The 20,148-nt window shown below is 64.7% G+C and carries 20 protein-coding genes and 1 tRNA gene; 16 read left to right on the forward strand and 5 right to left on the reverse strand.

What is annotated here, in order from left to right; genetic code table 11:
• Positions 1–27: 27 nt before the first annotated feature.
• From AQZ49_RS12720 to speD, 7 genes are read left to right on the forward strand one after another with little or no spacing between them, the layout of a single operon-like run.
• A complete protein-coding gene (locus AQZ49_RS12720; protein ID WP_067616218.1) occupies positions 28–1,014 on the forward strand; it encodes an SPFH domain-containing protein in 987 nt (328 codons plus the stop codon).
• A gap of 21 nt (positions 1,015–1,035) precedes the next feature.
• Positions 1,036–1,704 (forward strand): DUF4178 domain-containing protein, encoded by a 669-nt coding sequence (locus AQZ49_RS12725; RefSeq protein WP_067616219.1) that lies wholly within the window; start codon positions 1,036–1,038, stop codon positions 1,702–1,704.
• Positions 1,701–3,011 carry a DUF4178 domain-containing protein gene (locus AQZ49_RS12730; protein WP_067616221.1) on the forward strand — a complete coding sequence of 437 codons (1,311 nt, stop codon included), beginning with the start codon at positions 1,701–1,703 and terminating at the stop codon, positions 3,009–3,011. The genes AQZ49_RS12725 and AQZ49_RS12730 overlap by 4 nt, the downstream gene beginning before the upstream one ends.
• A complete protein-coding gene (locus tag AQZ49_RS12735; protein WP_156428290.1) occupies positions 3,008–3,187 on the forward strand; it encodes a hypothetical protein in 180 nt (59 codons plus the stop codon). Before AQZ49_RS12730 ends, AQZ49_RS12735 begins: the two co-directional genes overlap by 4 nt.
• 4 nt (positions 3,188–3,191) lie before the next feature.
• Complete coding sequence (locus AQZ49_RS12740; protein WP_067616224.1) at positions 3,192–4,721, forward strand: polyamine aminopropyltransferase; 1,530 nt, start codon at positions 3,192–3,194, stop codon at positions 4,719–4,721.
• A complete protein-coding gene (locus tag AQZ49_RS12745) occupies positions 4,711–6,333 on the forward strand; it encodes an NAD(P)-binding protein (protein ID WP_067616226.1) in 1,623 nt (540 codons plus the stop codon). The genes AQZ49_RS12740 and AQZ49_RS12745 overlap by 11 nt, the downstream gene beginning before the upstream one ends.
• Positions 6,330–6,728, forward strand: coding sequence for an adenosylmethionine decarboxylase (gene speD, locus AQZ49_RS12750; protein WP_082701757.1), 399 nt, complete (start codon positions 6,330–6,332; stop codon positions 6,726–6,728). Before AQZ49_RS12745 ends, speD begins: the two co-directional genes overlap by 4 nt.
• 1,137 nt (positions 6,729–7,865) lie before the next feature.
• Here the strand turns inward: speD and AQZ49_RS12760 are convergent.
• Positions 7,866–7,939 (reverse strand) — tRNA-Gln (locus AQZ49_RS12760).
• Between the two features lie 164 nt (positions 7,940–8,103).
• Between AQZ49_RS12760 and AQZ49_RS12765 the strand changes: the two genes are divergently transcribed.
• The 3 genes from AQZ49_RS12765 to AQZ49_RS12775 all read left to right on the forward strand — a co-directional run bounded on the left by AQZ49_RS12765 (position 8,104) and on the right by AQZ49_RS12775 (position 10,446).
• Positions 8,104–9,417 (forward strand): Ppx/GppA phosphatase family protein, encoded by a 1,314-nt coding sequence (locus tag AQZ49_RS12765; protein ID WP_067616231.1) that lies wholly within the window; start codon positions 8,104–8,106, stop codon positions 9,415–9,417.
• Positions 9,414–10,079, forward strand: coding sequence for an RlmE family RNA methyltransferase (locus AQZ49_RS12770; protein ID WP_067616233.1), 666 nt, complete (start codon positions 9,414–9,416; stop codon positions 10,077–10,079). Before AQZ49_RS12765 ends, AQZ49_RS12770 begins: the two co-directional genes overlap by 4 nt.
• A 130-nt stretch (positions 10,080–10,209) precedes the next feature.
• On the forward strand, positions 10,210–10,446 hold the full coding sequence (locus tag AQZ49_RS12775) for a DUF2312 domain-containing protein (RefSeq protein ID WP_067616234.1): 237 nt from the start codon (positions 10,210–10,212) through the stop codon (positions 10,444–10,446).
• On the opposite strand, the gene AQZ49_RS12780 is transcribed toward AQZ49_RS12775, so the two are convergent.
• Positions 10,443–11,129: a CPBP family glutamic-type intramembrane protease gene (locus AQZ49_RS12780; protein WP_067616236.1), complete on the reverse strand. Its 687-nt coding sequence runs from the start codon at positions 11,127–11,129 to the stop codon at positions 10,443–10,445. The genes AQZ49_RS12775 and AQZ49_RS12780 overlap by 4 nt on opposite strands.
• 118 nt (positions 11,130–11,247) lie before the next feature.
• Here AQZ49_RS12780 and AQZ49_RS12785 point away from each other — a divergent pair, with 118 nt between their 5' ends.
• From AQZ49_RS12785 to ruvB, 5 genes are read left to right on the forward strand one after another with little or no spacing between them, the layout of a single operon-like run.
• On the forward strand, positions 11,248–11,991 hold the full coding sequence (locus AQZ49_RS12785; protein ID WP_067616238.1) for a YebC/PmpR family DNA-binding transcriptional regulator: 744 nt from the start codon (positions 11,248–11,250) through the stop codon (positions 11,989–11,991).
• A gap of 11 nt (positions 11,992–12,002) precedes the next feature.
• A complete protein-coding gene (ruvC, locus tag AQZ49_RS12790) occupies positions 12,003–12,479 on the forward strand; it encodes a crossover junction endodeoxyribonuclease RuvC (RefSeq protein ID WP_067616240.1) in 477 nt (158 codons plus the stop codon).
• Positions 12,480–12,495: 16 nt separating this feature from the next.
• Positions 12,496–13,050 carry a DUF4337 domain-containing protein gene (locus AQZ49_RS12795; RefSeq protein WP_067616242.1) on the forward strand — a complete coding sequence of 185 codons (555 nt, stop codon included), beginning with the start codon at positions 12,496–12,498 and terminating at the stop codon, positions 13,048–13,050.
• Positions 13,051–13,092: 42 nt separating this feature from the next.
• Positions 13,093–13,707, forward strand: coding sequence for a Holliday junction branch migration protein RuvA (gene ruvA, locus AQZ49_RS12800; protein WP_067616244.1), 615 nt, complete (start codon positions 13,093–13,095; stop codon positions 13,705–13,707).
• Positions 13,704–14,738 (forward strand): Holliday junction branch migration DNA helicase RuvB, encoded by a 1,035-nt coding sequence (gene ruvB, locus AQZ49_RS12805; RefSeq protein ID WP_067616246.1) that lies wholly within the window; start codon positions 13,704–13,706, stop codon positions 14,736–14,738. The genes ruvA and ruvB overlap by 4 nt, the downstream gene beginning before the upstream one ends.
• A gap of 564 nt (positions 14,739–15,302) precedes the next feature.
• Here ruvB and AQZ49_RS22830 read toward each other — a convergent pair.
• A complete protein-coding gene (locus tag AQZ49_RS22830) occupies positions 15,303–16,025 on the reverse strand; it encodes a hypothetical protein (RefSeq protein WP_231739238.1) in 723 nt (240 codons plus the stop codon).
• On the opposite strand from AQZ49_RS22830, the gene AQZ49_RS22835 reads away from it, so the two are divergent.
• Positions 16,009–16,083, forward strand: coding sequence for a hypothetical protein (locus AQZ49_RS22835; RefSeq protein WP_231739232.1), 75 nt, complete (start codon positions 16,009–16,011; stop codon positions 16,081–16,083). The genes AQZ49_RS22830 and AQZ49_RS22835 overlap by 17 nt on opposite strands.
• A 170-nt stretch (positions 16,084–16,253) precedes the next feature.
• Here the strand turns inward: AQZ49_RS22835 and acnA are convergent, their stop codons facing one another.
• Both acnA and AQZ49_RS12820 read right to left on the reverse strand, forming a co-directional pair.
• The gene (gene acnA, locus AQZ49_RS12815; protein ID WP_067616248.1) at positions 16,254–18,926 is read right to left on the reverse strand and encodes an aconitate hydratase AcnA; all 2,673 of its coding nucleotides are present in this window, start codon (positions 18,924–18,926) and stop codon (positions 16,254–16,256) included.
• A gap of 229 nt (positions 18,927–19,155) precedes the next feature.
• Entirely contained in the window at positions 19,156–20,079 is a 924-nt protein-coding gene (locus tag AQZ49_RS12820) for a DMT family transporter (protein WP_067616250.1), read from the reverse strand.
• Positions 20,080–20,148: the final 69 nt, after the last annotated feature.

Here is a 20,148-nt window from a genome sequence, read left to right on the forward strand (position 1 = left end):
CGATATTGGCGGAGGTGGGATCGCTTCATGTTCGACTTTCTCAAGAAACAGCTTGTCGAAACCATCGAATGGCTGGAACAGCCGGGCCAATTGGCCTGGCGCGTGCCGTTTCACGATCAGGAAATCATGAACGGCGCGCAGTTGACCGTGCGAGAGGGCCAGATTGCCGCGTTCGTGAACGAGGGGCAATTGGCCGATTACTTCGGGCCAGGGCTGCACAGGCTCGACACCGCCAATCTGCCGCTGCTGACCGATCTGATGCATTGGGACAAAGGTTTCCGGTCGCCGTTCAAATCCGACGTGGTGTTCTTTTCGCTGAAAGAGCAAGTCGGCCACAAATGGGGCACCGCGCAACCGATCACCGTGCGCGATGCCGAATTCGGGGCGATCCGGCTGCGCGCGTTCGGGTCCTATTCGTTCAGGATCGCCGAAATCGATCCCTTTCTGCGCCGCCTGCTGGGCACGCTGGGCGGATTGACCACGGCAGAGCTTGAACCGCAATTGCGTTCAACCATCCAGACCGCGATCGCTACCGCGCTGGGGGGCAGCGGTGTCGCCTTTCTCGATCTGGCAGCCAATCAGCAAGCCCTGTCCGACCGTATCAAGGCCGAAGTGGACAAGGCCTTTGCCGTGTGGGGGCTTGGCTGCGCGACGTTCTTTGTCGAAAGCGTGTCGCTGCCCGAAGACGTGCAGGCGCATCTCGACAAGGGCAGTTCGATGCGGGTGATCGGCGATCTGGCACGCTATACCCAGTTCCAGTCAGCCGAAGCGATCGAGGCCGCCGCGCATCAGGATGGCGGGCTGGCCGCCCTGGGAGCGGGCGTGGCCAGCGCGGCGGCGCTGGGCAATGCGATGACGCAGGGGCTGGCCCCGGCTGCCGCCCCGGCACCGGCGGCGCCCGAGGCCGACCCGTTCGAACAGATCGAGCGATTGCACAAGCTGCTGACCATCGGCGCGCTGACCCAGGCTGAATTCGACGCCAAAAAGGCCGAATTGCTGGCTCGCGTGAAATAGTCGACGGGTCAGGGGGGGCCGATGCCAGAGATTTCCTGCCCGTCATGCGGGGGCGCGGTGCCGCTGCGCCGCGCGGCGCTGGCCTATGTGGTGTGCCCTTATTGCCAAAGCCTGGTGCTGCGTGGCGATGGCGATCTGCGCGCGGTGGGCAAAAGCGCGGTGCTGCCATTCGACATTTCACCGATCGTGATCGGCACGCGGGGCACGATCGACCGCATCGCGTTCGAAGTGGTCGGCCGCGTCCGCTGGGGCTGGCGCGACGGCGCGTGGAACGAATGGCTGATGGCGCTGGCCGACGGATCGACCCGCTGGCTGGGCGAAGCGATGGGCACATTCATGGCGCTGGCCGACGCACCGCACGCACGCCATCTGCCGATTTTCGAGGCCTTTGCGCAAGGCGGCACGATCACACCGGGCGCCACGGTCGAAATCGACGGGCGCCACTATGTCGCCGCCGACGTGAAGCAGGCGACGTGTCTGGGCGGCGAAGGCGAACTGCCGTTTGCCACCCCTGCCGACTGGACCATCGCCAGCGTCGATTTTCGCCAGGCCGGCGGCGCCTGCCTGAGCGTGCAGCGCGATGCGCGCGAAACCAGCGTGTGGGCGGGGCGCTATGTCGATCTGGCCGAACTTGCCCCCAGCGGGCTGCGCCGGTTTGATGACTGGACGATGCCGGAGGGCCTGCAATGACCGGCGGCAAGACCATCGCCTGCCCGTCGTGCGGCGGCACGGTCGCGGTGCGCGCGGCGGGCTATACCGTTTCGCTGGCCTGCCACTATTGCGGCGCGCTGCTCGATGTCGCCAATCCCGATGTGCGCCTGATCGCCGCCTATGGCGAAGCAGTGGCGCAACTGCCCTTGCCGCTGGGCAGCCGGGGCACGCTGTTCGGGGTGGAATGGGAAGCGATCGGCTGGCAGGAACGGCAGAGCAGCGATGCGGTCTGGACCGAATACCTGCTGTTCAACCCTTATGCCGGCTATCGCTGGCTGGTTCATGCCGAGGGGCAATGGCAATTCGGGGCCATGCTGGTCGATCAGCCGGGCCGGATCGCCGATGATCAGGTGGTCTGGCGCGGGCGCACATTTCGCCTGTCCGAACGCCCCGACCGCGTGGTCACCAACCGGGTGCTGGGCGAATTCTACTGGCGGGTGCAGGCGGGCGAAGAGGTCGGCGCCGCCGCCTATGCCGATGGCGACGACACGCTGTCGCTGGAACACAACGCCGACGAGATCAACTGGACCCGGCTGATCGCCCTGCGCCCGAGCGCGGTGCGCAACGCCTTTACCCACCCCCTGTCCGAAGGCGGTGGACCAGGCGATGCGGCACCAGCGCCGTATGGCCTGTGGGCGCGCTGGTCCGACCTGCCGTTTTATACCGATGACGATGCGCGCCGGATGACTATGATCGCCACCGCGGCGATCATCATCGTGCTGTGCGCCATGGCTCTGCTGGGCCATGTGGCGCAATCGATCGACAACAAGCTGACCGTGCGGGTCGATGGCCCGCCGGTCGAACTGACGCTCGGCACGATCACCATCACCCGCCCGACCCAGGCGGTGCGGGTGCAGGCGGTGGCCGACGGCGCGCTGATCAACGACTGGGTCGATCTGGACTATGCGCTGGTCAACCGCAGCACGCAGCAGGCGATCCGCGCCGAAGGCACGATCGAATATTACAGCGGCAGAGACACCGACGGCAGCATCTGGACCGAAGGCAGCCACGTGGCGACGATCGCCATCGCCAGCGTGCCGCGCGGCAGTTATGACGTGGTCGCCCAGGCCCAGGCGCATCACTGGTCCGACCCGAAGACTGCCGCCGCCACGACGGGCGCCACCCCGTCCGGCTGGGAAACCGTGATGGGCGATACCCACGACATCTGGCTGTCCGCCGAAGTCGGCGGCATGGAATGGGGCGTGTTCTGGACCGTGCTGGCGCTGATCGCGACGCCGCCCGCGCTGCTGGTCTATTGGCGCGCCAGACGGGGGCAATGGTCTTGAGCAAAGTGGTGATCCTGTTTGCGATGTGGTGCTTTGCGCTGGGCGCGGGTGCGGCGGGCGCGGCATGGGCGGGCTGGTCGCCCTATGCCGATGCCAGCGGCCATGCGCACGGCGGACCGGTGGGGGGCCACGGCGGCTATGGCGGTGGACACTTCTACGGCCCGATGCACAAGTAGGGCGATGGACCAGACCGATCCCCACGCGCCGTCGCGCGCGCATACCGCGATCCTGCTCGTGTCGGTGCTGGTCGTCGCGACGTGCGGGCTGATCTATGAATTGCTGGCGGGCACGCTGGCCAGCTATCTGCTGGGCGACAGCGTCACCCAGTTTTCGATCGTGATCGGCAGCTATCTGTTTGCGATGGGCGTCGGCAGCTATCTGTCGCGGTTTGTGCGGGGCGACGAAATCGGCGCATTCATCCGGGTCGAAGTGCTGATCGCCGCGCTGGGCGGGTGGTCGGCGGCGGGGCTGTTCCTGCTGTTTCCGGTGGTCGAGGATTTTCGGCTGGTGCTCTATGCGCTGGTGCTGGCGATCGGCATTCTGGTTGGGCTGGAAATCCCACTGCTGATCCGCATCCTGCGCCATCGCTATGGCTTTGCCGATCTGGTGTCGAACGTGCTGACCTATGACTATGTTGGCGCGCTGGTGGCATCGCTGCTGTTCCCGCTGGTGCTGGTGCCCCGGCTGGGCATGATCCGCACCGGAATGGTGTTCGGCATTGCCAATGTCGCGGTGGCGATCGCGCTGACCTGGGTGCTGAAAGGGCGGCGCGGGCGCCGGTTCGATCTGGTGGTGGCCCTGCTGGTGCTGGCCAGCCTGGTGTTCGGGCTGACCATTGCCGACCGGCTGCAGCGCTGGTCCGAAGTTGCCTATTACGGCGAAGGGGTGATCTATGCCCGGTCGACACCCTATCAGCGGATCGTGCTGACGCGCCGGGCCAGCGACTTGCGGCTCTACCTCAACGGCAACCTGCAATTTTCCTCGCGCGACGAATACCGCTATCACGAAGCGCTGGTCTGGCCGGTGCTGGGGCGCGTGGCGCATCCGCGATCGGTGCTGATCCTGGGCGGCGGCGACGGGCTGGCCGCGCGCGAAGTGCTAAGCGATCCGGCGGTCGTGCACGTCACGCTGGTCGATCTCGATCCCGAAATGACCCGGCTGTTCCGCGACAACGCCGAATTGGCCGCACTCAATCGCGGATCGCTGTCATCGCCCCGGTTGCAGGTGATCAACACCGATGCCTTTGTGTGGGTGCGCCATGCGCACGGGACTTATGACGCGGTGATCGCCGATTTTCCCGACCCCACCGCCTATGCGCTGGGCAAGCTCTATACCGAAAGCTTCTATCGCGAACTGTTCCGCCTGCTGGCACCCGACGGCATGATGACGGTGCAGAGCACATCGCCGCTGATCGCCCCGCGCACCTATTGGACCGTTGCCACCACGCTGGAGGCTGCCGGGTTTCACACGCGCGGTTATCACGTCTATGTCCCCAGCTTTGGCGAATGGGGCTATACGCTGGCCGCGCACTATCCGCCGCCTGATGCGGTGCATCTGCCGCCTGGCCTGCGCTTTCTCGATGCCGCCAGCGAACATCTGATGTTCCAGTTTCCGCCCGACATGGCGCGACGCGCGACCCCGGTAAACCGCCTCGACAATCAGGCGCTGGTGCGCAGTTTCGACGAGGAATGGGCGCATTATGAAGGGTGAACTGACCCGGCGGCAGTGGATCGCGGGCAGTGCGGGGCTGGGCGGCGCGCTGGCGCTGGGCGGATGCGCCACCGCGCCCGTCTGGCCCGGCACGCTCGATGGCGCCGATTTCACGCGCGGCCATGCCTTGCGCGACCGGCGCTTTCCCGCGCCCGCGGGGCCGGAACAGCGCGCGCGGCTGGTGATCGCGGGCGGCGGCGTGGCCGGATTGGCGGCCGGCTGGCGGCTGCGCGATGCCGGGTTCGACGATTTCGTGCTGCTGGAGCTGGAAGACCGCAGCGGCGGCAACGCGCGTTCGGGGCGCAACGCCATCTCGGCCTATCCGCTGGGCGCGCATTACCTGCCGATTCCCAATCGCGAGGCGGGCGCGCTGCGCCGCATGCTCGGCCAGTTCGGCATGATCGTGGGCACCGGGGCCGATGGCGCGCCGGTCTATGACCCCTATCAGGTCTGCGCCGATCTGGATGAACGGCTGTTCTGGCGCGGCGCCTGGCAGGAAGGGCTGTTTCCCCAGTCAGGCCTTTCTGCCAACGAACGCGACCAACATGCCGCCTTCGAAGCCGAAATGGCGCGCCTTACCGACGCCATCGGCCGCGACGGCAAACCGGCCTTTGCCGTCCCGCTCGCCTGTTCCAGCGCCGACCCGGCGTTCACCGCGCTCGACCGCGTCAGCTTTGCCGCCTGGCTCGACCAGCGCGGCTGGACCAGCGCGCCGTTGCGCGCCTATGTCCGCTATTGCTGCCGCGACGACTATGGCACCGAGCCGGAACAGGTGTCGGCCTGGGCAGGCGTGCACTATTTCGCATCACGGCGCGGCTGGACCGCCGAGGATGCGCGCGAACGCGAATTGACCTGGCCCGAAGGCAACGGGCGCCTGGCAGCGCTGATGGCGGCACACATCGGGGACCGCATCCAGCCCGCGCACACGGTATTCGGCGCACGCCAGGACGGGCAGAGCGCGCTGATCACCGCCTTCGACCACCACGCCGGGCACAGTGTGCAGATCCGCGCCGATGTGGCGATCCTGGCAATGCCGCATTTCGTCGCCACGCGGATCGGTCCGGACAATGGCACCCCCGGCACCTTCAGCTATGCCCCGTGGGTGGTCGCCAATGTCAGCACCCGCCACCATCCGCAAGGTGTGGGCGTGCCGCTGGCGTGGGACAACGTGTCAGCCGGCAGCGACAGCCTGGGCTATGTCGTCGCCACGCATCAGACCAACAGCGACAACGACGGCCCGACCGTGCTGACCTGGTACATGCCGCTGTCAGCGATGCCCCCGGCACAGGCGCGCCACGTGATGCAAGACCGCACGCTGGCGCAATGGCAGGCGATAATTGCCGACGATCTGATCGCCCTGCATCCCGATCTGGCCGAAGCGATCACGCGCATCGATGTCTGGCGCTGGGGCCATGCGATGATCCGCCCGACCCCCGGTTTCCTGACCGATCCCGCACGCATCGCCGCACAAAACGCGCCCGCGCCGCTGCTGCGCGCGCATTCAGACCTGTCGGGCATGTCGATCTTTGAAGAGGCGCACTATCACGGCGTGCGCGCCGCAGAGGCGGCCATGCACCATCTGGGCCACCCGTTCGACAGCGTGCTGGCATGACCGCACTCGGCCTGCACCTGATCGCCGACATCGCCGGCGCGCACAGCCTGGACGATTGCGCCGCGATCGAGACCGCACTGCGCGCCGCCGCACAGGCCGCGCATGTCACCGTGCTGGACCTGCGCCTGCACCATTTCGGCGAAGGCAGCGGCGTTACCGGCGTGGTCCTGCTCGCCGAATCGCATATTTCTATCCACACTTGGCCCGAACACGCACTGGCCGCCATCGACATCTTCGTCTGCGGCCCCCACGCCAATGCCGAGGCCGCACTCGATGAAATCACCCGCCATCTGGGCGGCGAAGTGGTGATACGCCACGCCATCCCACGGCTGACGATGCATATCAAAGACGGACAAGAAGCCACCGTCGATGTTACGGCCACAGTGCAACGGTGACCAACCCTAGACGCCGGGCGCGGGCAGCAACAAAGCGCGAGGGGATCGACCAAGTCACTACGTCAGCAATGCTCGCCGTCATGACCAGTAGTAAGGTAATGTATAAAAGCTCAGTGTCGCGCGATGTCCATAGCATCGCTTGTGTTCTGAGCCTATCCAAGCAGTCAACAATCCTGACCGATGGCTCCAACAGCATCCCCTGGCGCATTGCATCATTCCCGTGATTCATATAAATGGTAAGCTTGTCGTATGATTTATTTAGGGGGTATCATGCGCAGGTTGATGACAGTTGCCTTGATGGGCTATGGAGCATTGGCTCACGCTGGCACGACATACACGGTATACGGGGCAGGTGCTCGGCACTGCTCGGAATGGACGATAGATCGTGCGGAAAACAACGCCGGGTCCGTGGCTAAGGAGGCGTGGATTACCGGATATATCAGCGGAACGAACTCACTTTGGCAAGTGGGTGGCAAGAAGGCGTCCGACGTGCTCGCCGGAACAACCCTTTACACCGTTGAACACCGCATCGATCGCTACTGCCTTGACCACCCAAAGGCAAAGCTTGTCGATGGTGTCGACTCTGTCTTGGGTACGATACAGGGAGCTGTAACCCGCGCTCAAATAAACGGCCTGATTGATCGGGCCACAAAATCCCCCTGACACGTTTGTCAGCGATCGATCACCTTGGCCGAACATTCCTAAAAGACGCAATCTCACAAAGCTCTGATTGCACCGACCGGCCTTTCACTTTCCTGCCGACCGCCACATCGACGAATAAGATCCTACCCAGGATTTTGCAGACTGCCGCGCGGGAAAGCCCAACCCGATCAGCTATAATCCGACTATCACTTAGTCCTTGCGCCTGCAGCCTCTTGGCGGTGGCTACACGTTGGTCAGTGTTCACGGCATTCATCCCTACGGATGGCGGAGCGCATCAAGCCGGATGGCCGAGCCGCAAAATGATCCGCACCCGATCAGTATAGCACGACTGACCACATCCCGCCAGAGCGAGCCAGCGACGCATTTCCACGCCTACTATCGCTGCCATTCACCGTGCGCTGTGGGGGATCATGTGTGTCGCCACACAATCACCAGCCGTAACACGCTGTTTTAACGAAAAATTCTTCAGGAAAATGGATGCCCCGCGAGGATTCGAACCTCGATAAACGGAATCAGAATCCGTTGTCTTACCATTAGACGACGGGGCAATGGAGGCGCGCAATTAGGCGTGGGGGTGGCCCGAGTCAAGACGGGGTGAGCGCCAAATTCGGCGGCATGCCTTGCAGGCAGACCTGTCCGGCGCTACACGTTGTCATAAGTACCCGGTCGGCATCACCCGACGTCGGGAAAACATAAGCGATTTGACACGACCATGGCCGACACCAAAGCGTCGGCAGGACACGCGGGCAAGCGGCCCGGGCGGAAGCGGCGGCGCAAGCATGTCTCTGCCAGGGCAACCGCGAAACAGACCCCCGCCTGCCCTGCCGCCTCCGGCGCGGACACCGCCCGGGCCGACCACACCCCGCCAGTTGCGGCGCCCGATGGCGCCCCGATGGCGTTACCGGTCAGACCGGCGCAACCGCTGGAACAGGCAACGGCGGAACCGGCGTTGCGCGGCCTTCCCGGTGGCAATCGCGCGCTGCCGTTTCACCGCCAGGCCTATGCCGCGATCGATCTTGGCACCAACAATTGCCGCCTGCTGATCGCGCGACCGGCGGGCGACCATTTCGTGGTGATCGATGCGTTCAGCCGGGTGGTGCGGCTGGGCGAAGGGCTGGCGCAATCGGGGCGCCTGTCCGACGCGGCAATGGACCGCGCACTGGCCGCTTTGCAGATCTGTGCCGACAAGTTGCGGCGGCGCAATGTCCATCTGGCCCGTTCGGTCGCCACCGAGGCCTGTCGCCGCGCGGGCAACGGCGCCGAATTCATCGAGCGCGTGCGCCGCGAAACCGGCATCCGGCTCGACGTGATCACCGCGCAGGAAGAGGCGCGGCTGGCGGTGCTGGGCTGCCACATCCTGCTGGAGCACGGCGAAGGCCCGGCGATGATTTTCGACATCGGCGGCGGATCGACGGAAATGGTGCTGGTCGATACCACCGATCCGGTGCCGCGCATTCTCGACTGGCAATCGGTGCCGTGGGGGGTGGTTTCGCTGACCGAAGTGATCGGCGCGGTCGCCGATGACGGCCCGGCGCGGGTGGCCGCCTATGCCGAAATGCGGCGGCTGGTGCGCGAAGGGTTTGCCAGCTTTGCCGCGCGCGTGGCGGGCGAACATGCCGCGCACAGCGACACCGCCGCGATCCGCCTGCTGGGCACCAGCGGCACGGTTACCACGCTGGCCAGCCTGCACCTGGGCCTGCCGCAATATGATCGCAGCGCGGTTGACGGCGTAATCGTGCCCGCCGCATCGATGCGCGCGATCAGCCAGCGGCTGGCGCACTATTCCCCGACCGAGCGCATGGCGGTGCCGTGTATCGGGCGTGAACGCGCCGATCTGGTGGTGGCGGGCTGCGCCATTCTGGAAACCATTCTCGACATCTGGCCCGCCGAGCGGCTGGGCATCGCCGATCGCGGCATTCGCGAAGGCATCCTGCGCAGCCTAATGGCCACCGCCAGCGAATCCGAAAAGGCCCGGCTGGCAGTACGCCGACGCGACGCCGCTCCGCTTGCCAAGGACACACCATGACCCGATCCGGCCGCGACCCCGGCACGCGCCTCAAATCGGCCAAGGGGCGTACCGCCTCATCCAACCGCTGGCTGACCCGCCAGCTCAACGATCCATATGTGCAAAAGGCCCGCGCCGAGGGCTGGCGCAGCCGCGCCGCGTACAAACTGATCGAACTCGATGAAAAGTTCACGCTGTTGAAAGGCGCGCGCCGGGTGGTCGATCTGGGTATCGCGCCGGGCGGTTGGAGCCAGGTGGTGCGGTTGAAATCGCCCGCCGCCAAAGTGGTCGGCATCGATCTGCTGCCCACCGACCCGATCGAGGGGGTGACCATTTTCCAGATGGATTTCATGGACGATGCCGCGCCCGACGCGCTGGCTGGTGCGCTCGATGGCGCGCCCGACCTGATCTTGTCGGACATGGCCGCCAACACCGTCGGGCACAAACAGACCGACCATTTGCGCACGATGGGGCTGGTCGAAACGGCGGTTGATTTTGCGATTACCCAGCTTGCCCCGGGTGGGGCGTTTGTCGGCAAAGTGTTTGCAGGCGGCACCGACACGGCGCTGCTGGCGCTGCTCAAGCGCAATTTCACCACCGTCAAGCACGCCAAGCCGCCCGCCAGCCGCAAGGATTCGTCGGAATGGTACGTGATTGCGCAAGGGTTCAAGGGGTTGCGCTGATCTGGTCGCGCTGAGGCTTGGCGACAGATCTGCAGGCAACGCACTCACGATTTCCACAGGATCGATTTTGCACGAATCGCCCTGACCGGCCTAAAGGCCCACTCTTTCTGACCTGATCCGGAGATTACCCATGGCTGACGCCGCCGATGACCGCCTGCGCCTGCTGATCGAGCGCATCGAACGCCTTGAAGAAGAAAAGAAGGGCATCGGCGACGATATCAAGGACGTCTACAGCGAAGCCAAGGCCACCGGCTATGACGCCAAGATCATCCGCCAGATCGTCCGCCTGCGCAAGATGAAGCCAGACGACCGCCGCGAGATGGAAGCGGTGCTGGAAACCTACAAGAACGCGCTCGGGATCGATTAACCCGCAATCAGCAACGCGGCGGCCAGTGCCGCCGCGTTGCCCGCGGCATGGGCCAAGATCGACGCGATCAGGCCGTGGCGCATCCGCAGATAGCCGAACACCAGCCCCGCCCAGACCTGCGGCAGCACCATCGGCACCAGCGCCCACGACAGGTGCGGATAATTGGCCAGATGCGACAGGCCGAACACAGCGACCGACAGATAGAACCACCCGCCAAAGCCCCGCGCGAACCAACGCGGCGGATCGGTGCGTTTGCGCAAGATCAGCCAGCCAATCAGCGCGATCAGCACGGTCGCCACAAAGCACAGGCTGGCCACCTGATCATGCCAGTGCAGCATGACCGCGACCAGCCATCCGCCCGCCACCAGTCCCACGCCCAGCAACCACAGCGCGCGCGGGCGCCCCGTCAGCCAGCCGCGAAACGCCGCCTCTTCGCAGATCGGTGCGACCAGCACCACGATCACCGCCAGAATCGCGGGCGAATAGCCCCCGAACGCCGCTGGCGCGGGCACGTGGAACGTCCGTTGCCACAGCGCCAGGCCTGCCCCGATCACCAGCAGGCCCATCAGGTACAGCCCGACCATCGCCGCCCAGCGCGACCAGTGACCGCCAAGCGGCATGGGCGCGATCAGGCGGGGGGCGGCAAGAAAAGCACGGAATTCGGCAAAGGTCTGGCGCAACATGGCCTGATCCTAGCGCGCGCGGGGTTAAAACCGGGTGGAGATTGCCCAAACCCGCGCAACACGCTAGGGCCCGCGGCAATCCATCAAGAAACCTGAAAGCCCGGCAAGAAGCACGACCATGGCAGGCCATTCCAAATTCAAGAACATCATGCACCGCAAGGGCGCGCAGGACAAAAAGCGTTCGGCGATGTTTTCCAAGCTGTCGCGCGAAATCACCGTCGCGGCCAAGATGGGCATGCCCGACCCGGACATGAACCCGCGCCTGCGTGCCGCGATCAACGCCGCCAAGGCGCAGTCGATGCCCAAGGACAATATCCAGCGCGCGGTCGACAAGGCCTCGAAGGGCGATGGCGAGAACTATGAAGAAGTGCGCTACGAAGGGTATGGACCCGGCGGCGTGGCCATCATCGTCGAGGCGCTGACCGACAACCGCAACCGCACCGCCACCAATGTGCGCACCGCCTTTGCCAAAAACGGCGGCAATCTGGGCGCATCGGGCGCGGTCAGCCACGGGTTCGAACGGCTGGGCCTGATCGAATATCCGGGCACAGCGGGCGACGAGGACAAAGTGCTCGAAGCCGCGATCGAGGCCGGCGCCGAAGATGTGGAAAGCGACGAGGATTCGCACCAGATCTGGGTATCGATCGAAAACCTGCACCCCGTCGCGCGCGAACTGGAAAAAGCGCTGGGCGAAGCCGAAGGCGTGAAGCTGGCCTGGCGCCCGTCGCTGAAAGCCACCGTCGATGCCGACACCGCCGCCACACTGCTCAAGCTGATCGACACGCTCGACGACGATGACGATGTGCAGACCGTATGGGGCAATTATGAAATCCCCGACGAGGTGATGGAGAAGCTGGGCTAACCCCCGCCGGCATGATCATCATCGGCATCGATCCCGGCCTGACTTGCACCGGCTGGGGCGTGATTGCCAAAGCCGGCAGCCGGCTCAGCCATGTCGCCAATGGCCAGATCCGCACCGATACCACGCTGTCGATGGCCGAACGGCTGGTCGAGCTTGATGCCGTGCTGACCGATATGCTGTTGCGCCATCGCCCGGATTCGGGCGCGGTCGAGGAAGTGTTCGTCAACGTCAACCCGCAGTCCACGCTCAAGCTGGGGCAGGCGCGCGGCGTTGCCATGGTGGCGCTGGCGCGGACCGGGATGCCGGTGGCCGAATATCCCAGCAAAGTGATCAAGAAGGCGCTGGTCGGCACCGGCGGCGCCGCCAAACAGCAAGTGCAGGCGATGGTCAAAGTGCTGTTGCCCGGCGTTACGCTGGCTGGTGAAGATGCCGCCGATGCGTTGGCGGTTGCCATTACCCATGCCAACATGCTGGGTAGCCACCGCTGAACCGAAGGAGAGCGCCATGGAACTCGAGGTCTCTGCCGAATCGAAGGACAAGTCGCTCAACCGCCGCATCGCCATCACCGTGGTCGTGCTGTCGGTGTTTGTCGGGCTGTGCCATATCAAGGACGAAAACACCGTTCAGGCGATGGAGCGCAGCGAAGCGCACGCGATCGACACCTGGAACGAATATCAGGCCAACAAGACCAAGCAGCATCTGGCCGAAAACGCGCGCGTCCAATTGCAGGTGCTGGGCGCGCCCGACAAAGTCGCCGGGCCGATCGCGAAGCTCGATGCCGACATAGCCAAATACCAGGTGCAGACCCCCGCGCTGGCCGACAAGGCCAGGGCCGATGAAGCCGAGTATGATCGACTGCGGTTCCACCACGATCAATTCAACGCGGCCGATGCCGGGATTGCCACCGCGATCTCGCTGGCGGCGGTGGCAGCGCTGATGGAAACGGTCGCACTGTTGTGGGTGGCCTGGGGGTTTGGTGCGTTCGGCATTTTCATGGGGCTCAACGGGTTTCTGGGGGGATCGTTCCACCCCGGATTGCTGTCGACGCTGCTCGGTTGAACGCACTGGCGCTGGCACCCGTGTTCCGATAGAGAACAAACCATGATCGCAAAGCTGACCGGCATCCTCGATGACAGCGGCCCCGACTGGGCGGTGATCGACGTCGGCGGCGTCGGTTATCTGGTCCAGGCGTCCGCACGCACGCTGGCGCATCTGGGCAATCATGGCGATCGCGTGGTGGTGCACACCGAAATGCAGGTGAGCGAAAGCGACATGCGCCTGATCGGTTTTGCCAGCGCGGGCGAACGCGCGTGGTTCCGCCTGTTGACCGTGGTCCAGGGCGTCGGCTCCAAAGTCGCGCTGGCGATCCTGTCGGCGCTGACGGTCGACGAATTGCAACGCGCCTGCGCCGGGGGCGATGCGGCGATGGTGGCGCGGGCCAACGGTGTCGGCCCCAAACTGGCCAGCCGCATCGTCAACGAACTGAAAGACAAGGCGGGCGGTCTGGCGGGCCTGAGCGGCGGCGCCGGGATCACCGCCGAAACCGTGGCCGTCCCGCCCGGATCGATCAGCGGCGATGCCGTTTCCGCGCTGCAGAACCTGGGTTTCAAGCCCGCCGTCGCCGCCAGCGCGGTTACCGCCGCGATCGAACACCTGGGCGACGGTGCGCCTCTGGGTGATGTGGTGCGCGTCGCGCTCAAACGGGCGACGGCATGACCGACAACCCGCTCCTGTCTGCCCATGCCCAGATCGAGGATGTCGATGCGGCGATGCGGCCCAAGACGCTGGCCGAATTCGTCGGCCAGGAAGCCGCGCGTGAAAACCTGAAAGTGTTTATCGCCAGCGCCAAGGCACGGCGCGAGGCGATGGACCACGTGCTGTTTTTCGGCCCCCCCGGGCTTGGCAAGACCACACTGGCGCAAATCATCGCGCGCGAACTGGGGGTGAACTTTCGCGCCACGTCGGGGCCGGTGATTGCCAAAGCGGGCGATCTGGCGGCGCTGCTGACCAATCTGGAGGCGGGCGATGTGCTGTTCATCGACGAGATCCACCGGCTCAATCCGCAAGTCGAGGAAGTGCTCTATCCGGCGATGGAAGACCGCGCGCTCGATCTGATCATCGGCGAAGGGCCTTCGGCGCGATCTGTGCGCATCGATCTGCCGCCCTTCACGCTGATCGGCGCGACCACACGGCAAGGCCTGTTGCAGACCCCGCTGCGCGACCGTTTCGGCATCCCGGTGCGGTTGCAGTTCTATACCGTGCCCGAACTGGAACGCGTGGTGACGCGCGGGGCGACGCTGATGGGGATCGGCATCCATCCCGATGGCGCGCGCGAAATTGCCCGGCGTGCACGCGGCACGCCACGCGTTGCCGGACGGTTGTTGCGCCGGGTGCGCGATTTTGCGCAAGTCGCCGGGCACGAGACGATTTCGCGCGCGCTGGCAGATTCGGCGCTGACCCGGCTGGAAGTCGATTCGATCGGGCTCGACTTGCAGGACCGCCGCTATCTGACGATGATCGCCGAAATCTACAAAGGCGGTCCGGTCGGGGTGGAAACGCTGGCCGCCGGTCTGTCCGAACCGCGCGACACGATCGAGGAAGTGATCGAACCCTATCTGATCCAGCTCGGCATGGTCGCGCGCACCGCGCGCGGGCGGTGCCTGAACGACCGCGCGTGGCAGCATCTCGGGCTGCCGGTGCCGCAAGCGGGCGGCGGGCAAAACGGCCTGTTCGATTCGGATGGCTAGATACCGCAGGCTATTCGAACGCCCCCACAGTAACCCGGCGCGCAGATTCGGTCCCGAACTGGCACAGAGTTAACCGATCTGACAGTCAATCCCGATATGACCCCGCCAGGGGCGCTCAAAAGTGGTTAATTCCGTTGCCCTGCGCAATGCGATCTGCGTTTGTTGGTAACGGGACATGCGTCCCACTCGCGTCGATGCCGGTTTGACTTGGGCACTGGCGCGTGGATGGAGGTAAGGCACGATCATGTCGGTACGGATGGCCTTGGCAAAACTGGCGGCGGTTGCAGCGGGCGGCGCTGCACTCGGCGGCGGCGCCGTGCATATGTCCGAAGCCCCTTCGGCGGCCGAACTCCATCACGTAAAGCCGATCAAGATCAAGAACTCGAAACTGGTGCGCATCGAACGGCGACCGGTCGTGCATGTTACCCATCACGCGCGCCGCATCGTCCGCACCACCATCACGCGCACTTGCCAGCCCCCGCAACAGCAGATGGCCATGGTGCCGGTGCCCTATATGGCCCCCCTGCCCCCGCAGGCCGCCCCGGTCGGCGGCAGCGGCGGCGGTCAGGTCGTGGTTGAAGGCGGCGGCGGCGGCGGGTTTGGCGGCGGCTTCTTTGGCGGTTTCTTCGGCGGCGGCAGCAGCGGCGGCGGCAGCATCGTGGTATCGTCAACCACCACCGGTTCCACCTCCAGTTCTGGCGGGTCCACCTCGACATCCGGTGGATCAAGCTCAAGCTCGGGCGGATCGTCTTCGACATCGGGCGGATCCAGCTCGACATCGTCCGGCAATGTCTCCACCAGTTCGGGCAATGTTTCGACGAGCACTGGCGGCGTCACCAGCAGTTCGGGCAACGTTTCCACCAGCACCGGCGGTGTCACCAGCAGTTCGGGCAATGTCTCGACCAGCACTGGTGGTGTCACCAGCAGTTCAGGCAATGTTTCGACCAGCTCGGGCAACGTGACCAGCAGTTCATCGACCAGCACCAGTTCCGGCAACGTCTCCACCAGCTCGGGCAATGTGACCAGCAGTTCGTCAACGAGCAGCTCTACCTCTGGCAGTTCGTCGACGTCTGGCAGTTCTTCGACATCGGGCAGTTCGTCCACGTCGGGCAGCTCTTCAACTTCTGGCAGCTCTTCGACCTCGGGCAGTTCGTCGACCAGCACGTCGACATCGGGCGGGACATCATCCAGCGGCACGTCGTCAAACGGCACGTCGTCGAATGGCACCACGACCAGCAGCAGCGGCACCGACGTGCCCGAGCCATCGATGATGGTGCTGTTCGGCATGGGCGCGGCCGCGCTGGTTGCGCGGCAACGCCGAGGCAAGGCACCCGCCAAAGTCTGATTTCCGGTTACGCCTGACTCCAGCGGGCAGTTCGAAGCAAAGGGCGGCGCTCTGACATCAGAGCGCCGCCCTTTTGCTGTTCTACCAAAGCCGATCGGCTCCAACGCGAAAGGGCGGCACCTGAAGGTGCCGCCCCCTTGGCGTCTGTCCGACAATCGGCCTGGCGCCGATCAGGCGGCCAGTTTGCGCAACACGTACTGCAGGATGCCGCCGTTGTTGAAATACTCGATTTCGTTGGCAGTATCGATACGGCACAGCGCGGTGAAGCTAAACGACGATCCGTCGGCCCGGGTCACCACCACTTCGACATCCTGACGCGGTTTCAGGCTGGCCACGCCAGTGATGGTGAACGTGTCATCCGCATTCAGCCCGAGCGACTGACGGGTATCGCCGTCCTTGAACTGCAACGGCAGCACGCCCATGCCGACCAGGTTCGAACGGTGGATGCGCTCGAAGCTTTCGACGATCACCGCGCGCACACCCAGCAGCTTGGTGCCCTTGGCCGCCCAGTCGCGCGACGAACCGGTGCCGTATTCCTTGCCCGCGATCACCACGCTGGGCACGCCATCGGCCTTGAACTTCATCGCCACGTCATAGACCGGCAGCACCTGGTCGCCATACCGCGACAGGCCGCCTTCGGTGCCGGGCACCATTTCGTTCTTGATGCGGATATTGGCAAACGTGCCGCGCATCATCACGTCATGGTGGCCACGGCGCGCGCCGTAGGAGTTGAAATCGGCCTTGGCGACCTGGTGTTCCTGCAACCACTGGCCGGCCGGGCTGTCGGCCTTGATATTGCCGGCCGGGCTGATGTGATCGGTGGTGATCGAATCGCCCAGGATCAGCAGCGGCTTGGCCGCGATGATGTCGCCCACCGGTTCGGGGGTCATCGTCATCCCGTCGAAATAGGGCGGGTTGGCAACATACGTCGAACCCGCGCGCCACTGATAGGTTTCCGATCCCGTCACGTTGATCGCCTGCCAATGGGCATCGCCCTTGTAGACATCGGCATAGCGGGCCTGGAACATGGTGCGATCGAGCGCGCCGGCCATGACCGAGGCGATTTCAAGGTTGGTCGGCCAGATGTCCTTCAGATAGACATCGACGCCATCCTTGCTCTGGCCGATCGGGGTGGTGGTGAAATCCTCGATCACCGTGCCCTTCAATGCATAGGCCACCACCAGCGGCGGGCTGGCGAGGAAATTGGCACGCACGTCGGGGCTGACCCGGCCTTCGAAATTGCGGTTGCCCGAAATCACCGAGGCGGCGACCAGGCCGTTTTCGTTGATCGCCTTGCTGATCGGTTCGGCCAGCGGCCCCGAATTGCCGATGCAGGTGGTGCAGCCATAGCCAACCAGATTGAAGCCGATGTTGTCGAGGTGGCTCTGCAGTCCGGCCTTGATCAGATAATCGGTAACCACCTGGCTGCCGGGCGCGAGCGAAGTCTTGACCCACGGCTTGGGCTTCAGGCCCAGTTCGTCGGCCTTTTTGGCGACCAGCCCGGCGGCGATCAGCACGCTGGGGTTCGAGGTGTTGGTGCAGCTGGTGATCGCAGCGATCACCACGTCGCCGTCGCCGATGTCGTGCGCCTTGCCCTCGATCTGAACGCGCGTCTGCACCTTCTTGTAGACCTCGGCGAGGTCCTTGTTGAACACGTCGTCGACTTCCGGCAGCACGACTTTGTCCTGCGGCCGCTTGGGACCGGCCAGCGTCGGCACCACGGTCGACAGATCGAGTTCGAGCGTCGAGGAGAACACCGGTTCGATCGACGGATCGATCCAGAAACCCTGTTCCTTGGCATAGGCTTCGACCAGCGCGATCTGGTCTTCTTCGCGCCCGGTCAGGCGCAGATAGTCGAGCGTCTTGTCATCGATGCCGAAGAAGCCGCAAGTCGCGCCATATTCGGGCGCCATGTTGGCCAGCGTGGCGCGATCGGCCAGCGTCAGCCCGGCCAGACCCGGGCCGTAATATTCGACGAACCGGCCAACCACACCATGCTTGCGCAACAGGTTGGTCGCGGTCAGCACGAGGTCGGTTGCAGTCACGCCTTCCTTCAGTTCACCGACGAACTTGAAGCCGACCACTTCGGGGATCAGCATCGACACCGGCTGCCCCAGCATGGCGGCTTCGGCCTCGATCCCGCCAACGCCCCAGCCCAGCACGCCCAGGCCGTTGACCATCGTGGTGTGGCTGTCGGTACCGACGCACGTGTCGGGATAGGCCACGCGCACGCCGTCCTGATCAGTGCTGGTCCACACCGTCTGTGCGATGTTTTCCAGATTGACCTGGTGGCAGATGCCGGTGCCGGGGGGCACCGCGTAGAAATTGTTGAGGCTCTTCGACCCCCATTTCAGGAAGTCATAGCGTTCGAAATTGCGCTGGTATTCGATTTCGACATTCTGTTCGAACGCCTTGGGCGTGCCGAATTCGTCGACCATGACCGAGTGGTCGATCACCAGGTTGACCGGTACCAGCGGGTTGATCTTGCTGGTGTCGCCGCCCAGCTTGGCAATCGCATCGCGCATCGCGGCCAGATCGACCACGCACGGCACGCCGGTGAAATCCTGCAACAACACGCGCGCCGGACGGTACTGGATCTCGTTGGCGGATTCGACCGGGTTGTTCTGCCAGTCGATCAACGCCTTGATATCGTGGGTCGAAACGGTGAAGCCCCCGTCTTCAAAGCGCAGCAGGTTTTCCAGCAGCACTTTCATCGAAAACGGCAGGCGGGAAATATCGCCAAACTGCGCCGCGGCCTTGGCCAGCGAATAATAGGCGTAAGACTGCCCGCCAACGGTGAGCGTGCTGCGGGTGCCGAGCGTATCCTGTCCGACTTGGGTCATGGCGATGCGGATTCCCTTAATATGCAAGGCATTCCTGCACCGCCGCCCGGGAAATCGGCCTGCCCGAAGGGCAGACCGGAGCGCGAGACAGCACATGCCTTGCGAAGCGGTTTGCCCGATGCGCGTTTGCCGGGGCCACGTCAAGGGCGGCCAAACGCTAAAATCGCCGGTTTGGCGGGTTTCATGCAATTAAGACGATCGCAAGTCAAGTAATGCGACGCATTTGCATTTATGCCGGGGTCGGCTGCCCATTGTCGCTTGGAACCGTATGCGTGGCGATCGCCAGCAGGCACCCCGCAACGATCAGCGCCACCCCGCCCAGCGTGCGCACAGTCACCGCTTCGCCAAACATCAGCCACCCGACCACCGCCGCCCAGATGAACGCGGTATATTCCAGCGGCACCAGCACTTGCGCCTCGGCACGCGCATAGGCCCAGCCGATCTGCATCAGCGAGGCGACCGCCAGCACCGCCCCCGATGCGATCAGCAGCGCCTGCCCGCCATGGGGCACCGGCGCCAGCCACCACGCCCCCGGCGCAAACAGCAAACAGATGAACAGGTTCTGGAAAAACGCGATTTCATCGGGCGCGGCCAATTGCGCCTGCCGACGCTGGACCACCAGATTGGCGGCATAGAGCACCGCCGAAACCAGGATGGCGATCATGCCGTGCACCGCCGCAGGGGCATAGTGCCCGCCGAATTTGCCCGCCGCGATCACCCCCACCCCGCCGAGTGCCAGCACCGATCCGGCAAAGGCGCGCGGGTTGATCGCCTCGCCCAGGAACGCGGCGGCCAGAAACAGCGCGATCAACGGGGCGATGAACGACAATGCCATCGCTTCGGCCAAAGGCGTGTGGATCGTGCCCCAGAAAAACAGCCCGGCCATCACCCCCGACAGCGCCGAACGCGCCAGATGCAACCGCAGCACCACCCGACCGGGCCACAGCCCCCCGCCCCATACCCCGACCGAGCGCCGCCGCGCGACCAGCCACACCGGCGTCATCAGCATCAGGCCGAACACGTTGCGCCAGAACAGCGCGGCATAGGCCCCTTGCGCGATCGAGGCCGCCTTCATCACGCCGTCCATCACGCTGAAGCTGGCGAGCCCGGTCACGGTCAGGCAGATCGGGATCAGGGTGGAACGCGCGCGCATGGTACGGTGCATAGAGGTCACCGGCAGGCACGACCACCGCGATCTTTTGCCGCACCGCGCTTGATTGCA

Source organism: Novosphingobium sp. FSW06-99 (assembly GCF_001519065.1).
Taxonomy (GTDB): Bacteria; Pseudomonadota; Alphaproteobacteria; order Sphingomonadales; family Sphingomonadaceae; genus Novosphingobium.